At 69.7% G+C, this 1,605-nt stretch carries 3 protein-coding genes; all 3 read right to left on the bottom strand.

Features of this window, described 5'->3' with window-relative positions:
• Positions 1-240 (bottom strand): ATP-binding cassette domain-containing protein (locus HUK84_RS17475; RefSeq protein WP_176641394.1); only part of this gene is annotated, 240 nt, incomplete at its 3' end.
• A gap of 70 nt (positions 241-310) precedes the next feature.
• A complete protein-coding gene (locus tag HUK84_RS17470; protein WP_176641393.1) occupies positions 311-1,285 on the bottom strand; it encodes an ABC transporter permease in 975 nt (324 codons plus the stop codon).
• Positions 1,285-1,605: ABC transporter permease (locus HUK84_RS17465; protein ID WP_176641392.1), on the bottom strand; the 321-nt coding region annotated here is incomplete at its 5' end. The genes HUK84_RS17465 and HUK84_RS17470, both read right to left, overlap by 1 nt.

Here is a 1,605-nt window from a genome sequence, read left to right as displayed (position 1 = left end):
CAGTTCGCGGCCCTTGAAGCGCGCCGAGCCGGTAACGCGCGCGCCCGGCGCGTCGATCAGGCCCATCAGCGCCAGCGCGGTCATGCTCTTGCCCGATCCGGACTCGCCGACGATGCCCAATATTTCCCGCGCGCCCAGCGTGAACGACACGGAATCGATCACGTCGACCATGCGCCCGCCGACGGGCAGCGCCACCGTCAGGTCGCGGACCGACAGCAGAATGTCGGGGTCGGCGTCCATCGCGCGATCTCGCGCGTCAGTGTCCATCGCGCGCCCTCGCGCGTCAGTGCCCATCGCGCGCTTTCGCGCGTCAGTGTCCATCACGCACCCTCGGGTCCAGCAGCAGATAGAGCAGATCGACCACCGCGTTGGCGATGACGACGAACACCGCCGAATACATCACCGTCGCCATGATCAGCGGCAGGTCCAGGTTGGCCAGCGCCTGATAGGTCAGCCGCCCGACCCCCTGCAGGCCGAACACCACTTCGGTCAGCAGGGCGCCGCCGCCGACCAGTTGCGCGAAATCCAGCCCGAACAGGGACACGAAGCTGATCATCGACGTCCGCAACCCGTGCGCCAGCAGGACCCGCGCCGGCGACAGGCCCTTGGCGCGCGCGGTGCGCATGAAATCCTCGGCCTGCGTCGCGACCAGGTCGGCGCGCAGCACGCGGCTGTAGAGGCCGACGAACAGCACCGCCAGGGTGATCCATGGCAGCACCAGCGCGCGGAACCAGCCCAGCGGATCCTGGCTGAACGGCACGTAGCCCAGCCCCGGCACCCAGGAAAACAGCCAGGTTTCGTGATAGCGGCTCTGGGTGACCAGGTTCACCACCTGCCCCAGCCAGAAGACCGGGATGGAGATCCCCACCAGCCCCAGCATCATCAGGCCGCGATCGACCCAGCCGCCGCGCAGGGCGGCCGCGAGCGTGCCCATCGCCACCGACGCCGCCACCCAGATCACCGCGGCGCCCGAGACCAGCGACAGGGTCACCGGCGCGGCCTGCAGCACTTCCGGCACCACTTTCTCGCCCCGGTTGACGTAGGAGGTCAGGTCGCGGGTGACGAACAGTTTTTCCATCATCCGCCAGTACTGGACGGGCAAGGGCCGGTCGAAGCCGTATTCGACGCGCACCCGCGCCATCGTTTCGGGCGACGCGTTGCGCCCGGCGATGCGCGCCGTGGGGTCCGACCCCGGGGTGGCGAAGAAGACCAGGAAGATCAGCACGGAAATGCCGAACAGCACGAACAGCGTCTGGCCCAGCCGCCGCACGATCGCCATCGCCATCAGCCGCCCCCCCGGCCGGAATCGCGCACGTCCAGCGCGTCGCGCATGCCGTCGCCCAGGACGTTCAGCGCCAGCACCACCGCGACGATCGCCAGCCCCGGCGCGACGGCCACCATCGGGCGGGTGTAGATCAGCCCCTCGCCGTCCTGGATGATCGTCCCCCACGACGCCGCCGGCGCCTGCACCCCGATCGACAGGAAGGACAGGGCCGATTCCGCCATCAGCGCCAGCGCCATCACCAGCGGCGCCAGCACCACCAGCGTGCCGGCGACGTTGGGCAGGATGTCGCGCAGCACGATGCGATGGGCCGGCACCCCCAG

Source organism: Nguyenibacter vanlangensis (genome assembly GCF_013376155.1).
GTDB classification, from domain to species: Bacteria; Pseudomonadota; Alphaproteobacteria; order Acetobacterales; family Acetobacteraceae; genus Gluconacetobacter; species Gluconacetobacter vanlangensis.
Note: the sequence above shows the minus strand (reverse complement) of the source record. Positions and strands in the feature narration are given on the sequence as shown.

Bases quoted from the DNA above. Each gene is read 5' to 3' on its own strand.
- HUK84_RS17470 (WP_176641393.1), bottom strand. From the start codon at position 1,285: ATGGCGATGGCGATCGTGCGGCGGCTGGGCCAGACGCTGTTCGTGCTG.